We start from the raw sequence: 8,245 nt of genomic DNA on the forward strand, positions 1-8,245 counted from the left end.
TACTGGAATTACCCGAAAGGCACCGAGCAAACGCCCACTCATGCGCAGGAAACCAATATGGAGCGCCAGACCAAGCTTGTGGGAATCACCTCGGCGTGCATTGATTGCGTCGCGCTCGGCACCATCGAAGGTGAAAAATGCCTTCATCTCGAAGTCGCTGATATCGCGGGGGAGCCCACGCATCCCCAAAAACGTTGTGTGCCAACCCTGCATCGTGAACCTCAAAAGTGGGAGGCCACCATACCCGTTTACAAAGCGAACAGGAAAGTCAATGAAATCAACGGTCTACCCAGACCACCCCCGCGCCAGTGCTAGCTTTGCGTACCGTCACTTATTGCACTGAAAACGAGGAGACCCCACTGCAGCCCGCCGCTGGCAGACGCTTGCGCGATGAGCGTGCCCGCGAGAACGATCACTCCGCCGATCACCAGCCCGACAGCGGGCTTGGTGCGGGTGTGCGCGGCACGCACGAGCACGATGAACAAAGGCGCAGCGCCGATCGCGACGCCGACATTGCCGGGTTCGGTGACCGAGGTGGCGTGGACGAGCATCACCCCGTACCCGGCCATCCCGCAGACAGCGAGCAGGATCAACCACACGCTCTCACGCACGGTCGGGAGGCGGAACCGATGCCGTCGAACACGACCCCAGGCAACGAGGACGATGACGGCGACAGCGAAGCGCACGGCCTGCCCTCCGAGCAATGGGTAGTCGTGGAGCAGACTCGCCGCCCCGACTGATCCGCCGATGAACACCACCGAGAGCGCGCCGAGACTCGCCCCGGCCCGTTCCTGCTGATTCCACGTCACCCGATCATCCTTCCGGCCACGGGACAGTTAGCAGAAGTGGCAGAATCCTTACATTCCCATCAGCCACGCTAACAACGGCCCGATCCGGGGTGTCGAAGGAGGGTCGATGATCGAACTGCGTCAGTTGGAGATGCTGCTCGCGGTCACCAAGCACGGCAGCTTCGCCGCGGCTGCCCACGCGTACGGGCATCACCATAGCGCACACTATGGCCGTATCTCGACACGACACGAGGGGTGTGTTGTACCCCAGGACAAGGCCTACCCAGGCCCGGATAGGGCGAAACCCGATAAAACCAGGTGTTGACAGCGAAACCGATACATGCTAGGATTGCACCAGCAACACCGCATCAACCAGAACCTATGTCATCCGCCATGCACGCCGCGCACGCGGTGCGGCCGGCGGACACATAAACCGAGAGGAACGGGCCCCTAATGACTGCTACCGACGAGTTGTACTACCTGCCGGTGACCGAGCTGTCTGAGCTCATCGCCGAGCGACGACTGGCTCCGTCCGAACTGATGTCGGCCGTGATTGCGCGAGCCGAGGAGGTGAATCCGAAGCTGAACGCATTGGTAGCCCAGCGCTTCGAGGCGGCTACCCGCGAGGCAGCCGCTGCCGACAACGAGCCATCCAGAGGAGTGCTGCACGGTATACCCATCACGCTGAAGGATCTGGCCTATGAGACGCCGGATCTGCCGTCGACCTATGGCTCGCGCGCCTTCGCGGGCTACGAGCCGGGCTTCGAGACAGTGGTCGGACAGCGGTTGCGCGCGGCTGGAACGATCGCGATCGGCCGGACGAACTCCCCGGAGTTCGGGCTCACCAACACCTGCGAGAGCGCGCAGTTCGGCCCGACCTCGAATCCGTGGCGGCCGGAGCACACACCGGGCGGATCCAGCGGTGGCGCCGGAGCTGCGGTGGCCGCTGGGATCGCGCCGCTGGCTGCCGCCAACGACGGCGGCGGGTCGTGTCGCGTCCCGGCGTCCAGCTGCGGTGTGGTCGGTCTGAAGCCGAGCCGGGGCCGCGTCCCGTGGGCGCCCACCTCGTACGAGTATTGGGCCGGCTTCGCCACCAATGGCCCGATCGCGCGGACCGTTGAGGACGTCGCGCTGTTGCTCGATGCGATGTCGGGCCCCGTCGTCGGCGAGCCGTACGGCTTACCCGCGCCGAGCGAGTCGTTCCTGACGGCCTCGCGTCGGCGTCCAGGCCCCCTCCGCATCGCCTTCTCCTGCACTCCGCCCAAGCCTCACGACCGGCTGAACGCCGAGGTCAAGCAGACGTTCCTGGCTGCGGTCGCCAACTTCGAGGCGCTCGGGCACACGGTCACCGAGATCGACCATGGTCTGGACGGCATCTTCGACAGCTTCATCCGAGTCATCGCGGCCAATACCGCATTGTCGGTGACGCAGACCGTCCCGTTGGGGAGCCTGAACCTGCTGGAACCCAACACGCTCGGACTGGCCCAGCGCGGGTGGGGGCTCAGCGCGATGGACTACTGCGAGGCGATCAACCACCTGCGTACCACCGCCGCACTGAGCATGGCCCGATGGACCGAGGACTTCGACGTCCTGCTCACGCCCACCCTCACGGACCTGCCGCCGTTGACGGGACAGATGCCGTCGTACGACGGTGACTTGGACGCCTGCTATCTGCACATGCTCGGACACAATGCCTTCACGTATCCGTTCAACGTCACCGGCCAGCCGGCGCTCTCCATCCCGTGCGGATGGAGCACCTCCGGCTTGCCCATCGGCTTGCAGATCATCGGGGGCATGGGCCAAGAGGCCCGCGTGCTGGCGTTGGCCGCCGCCTATGAGGAGGCACATCCCTGGGCGGCGCGCAAGCCGCCGCTGTGAGCCTCGACCAACCCCGGGCGCCCCGTCCGGCGGCGCCCCGATACCCGCACCCGTCCAATTCCCCGTGGTCAAGGACGCTGTCGCCACCGTCCTGGACCCTTCCAGCATCCGATGGATCAGCTTCAGCCACTTCGAGGCCGACGAGTGCGGGGCCTTGCGGGAATGGCAGACCATCGCTCCGGACTCCGTCGCCGCCTGCAGCCTGGTGAGCAAGGAGGTCAGCGTCGACGATGTCGTCGCGCTGCGACCGTCTCGTGCGATGGCAGACGGGGAGTGTCTGGAGACAGGACGATTCTCTTTCCAGTTCCTGCGCACCCCCAACGTCCCGCACTGCTGGGACGCAAGCCTGCTGTTCGAGCAGACCGGCCGGACGCTGTTCTGCTCCGACCTGTTTCACCAGAACGGCGACGTGGAGCCGTCGACGTCGTCGGACGTCGTCGGGCGATTCCGTCAGATGCTGCTCGACTACGAGGCCGGCCCATTCGGGGGCTACCTGCAGTATTCCGACACCACGGGCAAGGTGCTGGCTCAACTTGCCGACCTTGCGCCCGAGACCCTCGCCGTCATGCATGGGTCGTCCTTCGTCGGCGATGGGCGCCAGGCCCTCATGGATCTTTCGGTGGCGATGCGAGAGACCCTCGACGGAGCGTAGAATCGCGCGAGAGGCCGCGACATCCGGTCCTGTTTCTCGGAAACGAACGCCTTACTCGCACCCGACCTAGACCTCGAAGAGGGACCCTCCGGGATCCTGGGGTGGCAACTGCTCGAGCTGTTGGATATCGGTCTTCACGTAGCGTCGACATCCGTTGGCTCACCGTTAGTGCTAAGTAGCCTGATCGTGAAAAGTAACCGTAGTTACAGAATGAAGGCTCGAGCTGAGGCCGCCGAGCAGACCCGGCTGGACATTTTGGCTGCAACAGCTGAATTTGCGGTGGTCAAGCGGTTGGTCGATATCTCGCTGGGCGAGGTTGCCACCGCCGCTGGAGTCAGCGTGCAGACAGTGCTGCGGAAGTTCGGCAGTCGGGCAGGTCTCATTGAGGCAGCGATCGGGCGCGTCGCGCTGGAAGTGGACAAAGAGCGACCGGTGCCCGTCGGCGACACCGCTGCCGCTCTTGAGGTCGTGGTTGACGAGTACGAGCGTCGTGGCGACAGCCTGATCCTGTTGCTCGCTCAGGAGAATTACGATCCGCAAGTACATCGGATCACTGAACGCGACCGTCGAATGCACCGGACCTGGGTCGAGACCGTCTTTGCTCCGTGCCTCCCTTCCTCGGCCGAAGCACGCGACGAGCTCGTCGACCTCCTCGAGATCGCCACCGATATTTTGACCTGGCGGCAATTGCGCCGATGCCGCGCTTTGGACCGCCCCACCGCTACTCGGCGGATGCGCACGTTGATATCTGCGCTGCTCGAATCTAGTCCGGGGTCTAGGAGTTGAAGCTGACCAGGGGTTGAGATCCACACCCATGGTCGACTGGAAGTGGGCGGCAACTTGTTCGTGGATCGGGCTGCCGTTCGCCATCACGGAACGACCCTTCACGTGGGCGGGGCGCGAAGCGAGAATTAGCGGGACCTATTCAGGGAACCTTGCCCCGCAGGAGCAGAACGTGGACCTCACAGCTTGGCTGGACCAGTACCGCGATGCCTGGATCCGCTTCGATATCGAAGCGCTCACTGACTTGTTCACCCCGGATGCCCTTTACCAGGACAAGCCGGACGAACCCGGATGGGTGGGCACCGCGGGTGTGCGGGACTACTTCACGCAGGTAACGGCAGGACAGTCCGACGTCAGTGTCCGCTTCGGCACACCACTCATCCAGCCGCCCAATCGGGCCGCGGTCGAGTGGTGGGTCAACCTAACGTGGTCGGACGAGCCAGCAACGCTCGCCGGGACGTGCCTGCTCGAGTTCGCCGAGGACGGGCGGTGCCGCGAGTTGCGAGAGTACTGGCATCTGTTCCCGAAAAAGCTGGAGCCTTCGGATAACTGGGGTCGCTAGTGAGACAGGCCTCGGTCACTCCGATCGCGCCGGTCGCCGGGTGGGAACCGGAGGCGTGGGACGGGACCGAGGGAGCAGCCGCACCCGGCGGTCTTGACCGCAGGCCGTCCCCGCCCACCTCGCCAGTGGAGTAGCGTTCTTCGGATGGTGCACGGGCCCGAGCCGCGCTCGCTGCTCCGCGCCGAGGCGGCTTCGAGTGGGATCGAGGCCGCTCGGCCGTTGGGTGGCTTGGCCGGGATGGCTGGACTCGTGCCGTATCTCCGCTGTGCGCCTTTGGTGAATCCGGCTACTCCGCTGGACTTCTTGTGGCTCAATGACAGACACACCGGCACCGACACCACTTCCAAGGGGCACGAGACGCTCCTCGCAGTCCATGTCGAGACACGCAAGCCCGATGGTCGATGCTCGGTGGACGTCGAACTCGCCGACCCGGCGGAGCGGTGCCACCTCAATCGGCGCGAGCTTCAAGTGCTGACGTTGATCGCCTGCGGTCTGTCCAACCCCGAGATCTCCCTGCGGCTTGAGGTCGCTCGTCGTACGGTTGCGACCCACATCGAGCGGCTCCTGGCGAAGCTGGACCTACCGACACGCGCTGCTGCCGCCGCGGTTGCTCTTGACCGTGGACTTATCACGCTGCCGATCCCCGGCGGGACCACCGAAGGCCTGGCGCCGGTTGGTGCGGTGGTGTTGGAGCAGGAGGTGCGCCGCCTCGCCGGTCCGGATCGGCCAGGTCGCGCCCTGCCGAGGCCGGGCGCCGGGCGCCGGCTCAGACGGCTCGTTGTCGGGGGGATCTACGCGGCGAACCAGGAGTGGACCGAGGATGGGCGCCAGATGCTGCAAGGCGCCCAGCTCGCGATCGCCGAGCTGAACCTGCGAGGGGGGGTCGCGGGTCGGCTCCTGGAGCATCGCCCGACCTTTGCCGACATCACCTCACCGGCATCGGTCAAGGGGTCTCCTCGTTTTCAGTGCAATAAGTGACGGTACGAAAAGCTAGCACTGGCGCGGAGGTGGTGTTGGTAGATCGTTGATTTCATTGACTTTCCTGTTCACTTTCAAATCTGCGATTCGTGGCGTCAAACCGTGGTCGGTTTCATCCATTGGTGCCAGTTATCGATGCATTTGGCCGCGAAGGCAGGATTTGGTCAGCATAGCGGTCAACCGGGAAGCGAAACACACCCCGCAAGTTGATGCTCTCCAGCCTGGTGGGCGCAATCTTCCCGATCAGTTCCGGTGGAATGACCTGGCGGCGGTTCGACCAGCGATCCAGGACCGCCTGCATCTGTGAGGTATTCCACGCCATCACGATGTTGGCCATCAGGCTCAACGCATCGGCCACAGCCTGCATTTCATCGACACGTTTGGCCTGCGCCGGGCTGATCCGGCCGGTATAAATGGCGCGCTTGAGGGCGTTAACAGCCTCGCCCCGATTGAGCACCCGGCGCAACTCGTTCCTGAAAGCGTCCTTGACAAAGTAGTCAGCCAAAAACGCCGTACGCAGCAACCGCCCCAATTGCACGCCAGCCTCATAGATTGGATCGCCCTGGGCGGCAGAACCGAACCGCGCAAGAGCTGCCACCGCACTGGCATGTCCGCTCATGACCGAGGCTGCCAGGTGCACCAGACTATCCCAATGCTTTTCGATCAAAGCGACGTCGACATTGGCTTCGCACACCGCAGCGATTTCTGCGGGCACTTTGGTGCCGCGTGGCACAAAGAGGTGGCGCTGTTTGAGTTCCTTCAACCGCGGGCAAAGATCAAAACCAAGCAAACGGGCATGTGACATGGCAAAGTCGGTGTAGCCATGGGTATCCACAGCAAGCTGGCTGGTCTCCAGCTTTTCTTGGCGGATGACACCTTCAATGGCCACGCCCGCCTGGCGCTCATTGAGCACAAAGGGCTGCGCATGGAAGATGCCCCACCGGTCTTTTACATGGGAGTAGATTCCAATGGAAGGTGTGTTGCGCCGAGGATCAAGCCGGGCTTGCCACACCCGTTTGGTGGTCTCCATGGTCATCATGTCAGAAGATGCCAAATCGGACCGCCCCCAGGTGGCGGCAATCGGGTGTCGCTGCATGAATTCCAGCACAGCCTGGCAGGCCTGGCTCAGACGCCGTTCGTCCCGCGCCCAGCGCATGGCCTGGCGAATGCTGGTGGCAGACAATTGCGGAATCATGCGCGCGCATTCGACCGCAGTCAGACTGGTGCCGTGGGCCATGATGCCGGCATAGACCATCAGCAGCTCGTCGGTAGAGCGCGGCTCACGTCCGAGCATGATCCAGCTAAAGCGCACCTGGGCGTCAACGGCCAGAATCACTTCCGGCAATTGAACCTCACCGATGCGGTGATCCAAAGCCGCGCGCAGCTTGGTCACTTCTGGGTCTTCGTCCTCTGCGGGCAATGGCGACAAATGGAGTTCATCATCCACGCGCAGTACGCCACTGCGGGCTGCAGCGGCCACCGCATCGACACCGGCAGTTACTCTGGCCAGCAAAGGCTTCAAGAAAGTGGCAGCCTTGCTGGGTAACGATAGACGGGCATAGTGTTTCTTGGACTCTGCCTGCCAACGCTCGTCCGTGAAGAACAAGCGCGCACGACCCCGAAAGCTCAGGCTGTGCTCAATCCAGACCGAGCCATTGCGCACCGCGCGGCGCAGGGCAAACAGGGTGGCCACCTCCAACGCCTGAAACGCCCGTTCCCGGTCTGGGCTGGAGATCGAAACCTGCCAGATCATTCCCAGACTTGGTGCCACCACTTCAACTGGCAGCTTTCTGGATCCTTTGAGATATAAAGCTTGCAGCTTGGCAAGGTACTCGATGGCAGGATGCTCGCCGGTGGCCTGCCAGGGCAGCTTTGCAATGGCGACGAGCAACGACCGCACGGGGCGAATTCCATCAATCAATCCCTCGCGGACCAGGGAGGCCCTGCTCGGTGGTTTGCGTTTCTGGGTTTCGGTGATCAAGGCTTCAAGACGGGCACGCAACTCAGCATCTGGCACCGCACCTTGCGCGCTCAAGGCAACAAGTTCGCCGAGCAGCGTTTTGTACATTGCGGCCCAATTGACGGTAGCGGGGACATCGGCGGCAGCCTGACGCCACAGATCGGCGATCCGGCGCTGCACCATAAGGATCAACTGGTCTGTGGTGGTGAACAGGCAATACCGAAGAAAGCATGCGACCTCCACGGTGCGCGCTGGCTCTTTGATCTTGGCTCCGGCTGAGGGCGGCCTGGAGACAAGTCGGCGCGCGTAGCGGCGCAAGATGAGATCGGGGATGTCTGCCAGGTGCTTATGAACGTCCAGCGTGTAAAGCAGGTCGATGCGCTCCAGTACCTCGCTGATTTGGCGGGTTGAGTGTTTCGCCGGTGCAGCCCATAGCCAACTCTGCTGGGTTTGTCCATCTGGGCGCAGCTCTGAAACTGAGGCTCGCCAGCGATCAAGTGTTGCTGGATCAACGCTGGCGGCGATGGCGGTGCCTGTTTCAACTTCAAGCTGGGCAAGTGCCGCCGCAATCAGTGTCCGAATTGCCCGCTCGTGCACGATCACCAGCTTGTTCTTGTACAGCCATTGACGCGCCCGCACGAGTA

8 protein-coding genes are annotated in these 8,245 nt (G+C 63.2%); 6 read left to right on the forward strand and 2 right to left on the reverse strand.

The window, feature by feature from the left end; genetic code table 11:
- The coding region (locus BV908_RS22880; RefSeq protein WP_246867569.1) for a hypothetical protein at positions 1–315 on the forward strand (315 nt) is incomplete at its 5' end.
- Here the strand turns inward: BV908_RS22880 and BV908_RS21340 are convergent.
- Entirely contained in the window at positions 312–809 is a 498-nt protein-coding gene (locus BV908_RS21340; RefSeq protein ID WP_172751425.1) for an EamA family transporter, read from the reverse strand. The two genes, BV908_RS22880 and BV908_RS21340, sit on opposite strands and share 4 nt — an antisense overlap.
- Before the next feature lie 432 nt (positions 810–1,241).
- On the opposite strand from BV908_RS21340, the gene BV908_RS21345 reads away from it, so the two are divergent.
- The 5 genes from BV908_RS21345 (at position 1,242) to BV908_RS21365 (ending at position 5,641) form a co-directional block, all read left to right on the forward strand.
- Positions 1,242–2,666, forward strand: a complete 1,425-nt coding sequence (locus BV908_RS21345; protein WP_103739164.1) for an amidase — start codon at positions 1,242–1,244, stop codon at positions 2,664–2,666.
- Between the two features lie 64 nt (positions 2,667–2,730).
- Positions 2,731–3,318, forward strand: a complete 588-nt coding sequence (locus BV908_RS21350; RefSeq protein WP_103739165.1) for an MBL fold metallo-hydrolase — start codon at positions 2,731–2,733, stop codon at positions 3,316–3,318.
- Between the two features lie 186 nt (positions 3,319–3,504).
- Positions 3,505–4,104, forward strand: coding sequence for a TetR/AcrR family transcriptional regulator (locus BV908_RS21355; RefSeq protein WP_146052313.1), 600 nt, complete (start codon positions 3,505–3,507; stop codon positions 4,102–4,104).
- A 28-nt stretch (positions 4,105–4,132) separates the two neighbouring features.
- Positions 4,133–4,663: a nuclear transport factor 2 family protein gene (locus BV908_RS21360; protein ID WP_103739167.1), complete on the forward strand. Its 531-nt coding sequence runs from the start codon at positions 4,133–4,135 to the stop codon at positions 4,661–4,663.
- Between the two features lie 303 nt (positions 4,664–4,966).
- Positions 4,967–5,641 (forward strand): helix-turn-helix transcriptional regulator, encoded by a 675-nt coding sequence (locus BV908_RS21365; RefSeq protein ID WP_210434052.1) that lies wholly within the window; start codon positions 4,967–4,969, stop codon positions 5,639–5,641.
- Positions 5,642–5,753: 112 nt separating this feature from the next.
- Here the strand turns inward: BV908_RS21365 and BV908_RS21370 are convergent.
- Positions 5,754–8,245, reverse strand: a 2,492-nt coding sequence (locus BV908_RS21370) for a Tn3-like element IS1071 family transposase (RefSeq protein ID WP_103738568.1), incomplete at its 5' end; no start/stop codon positions are given.

Source organism: Diaphorobacter sp. LR2014-1, assembly GCF_002916785.1.
GTDB lineage: Bacteria > Pseudomonadota > Gammaproteobacteria > Burkholderiales > Burkholderiaceae_C > Diaphorobacter > Diaphorobacter nitroreducens.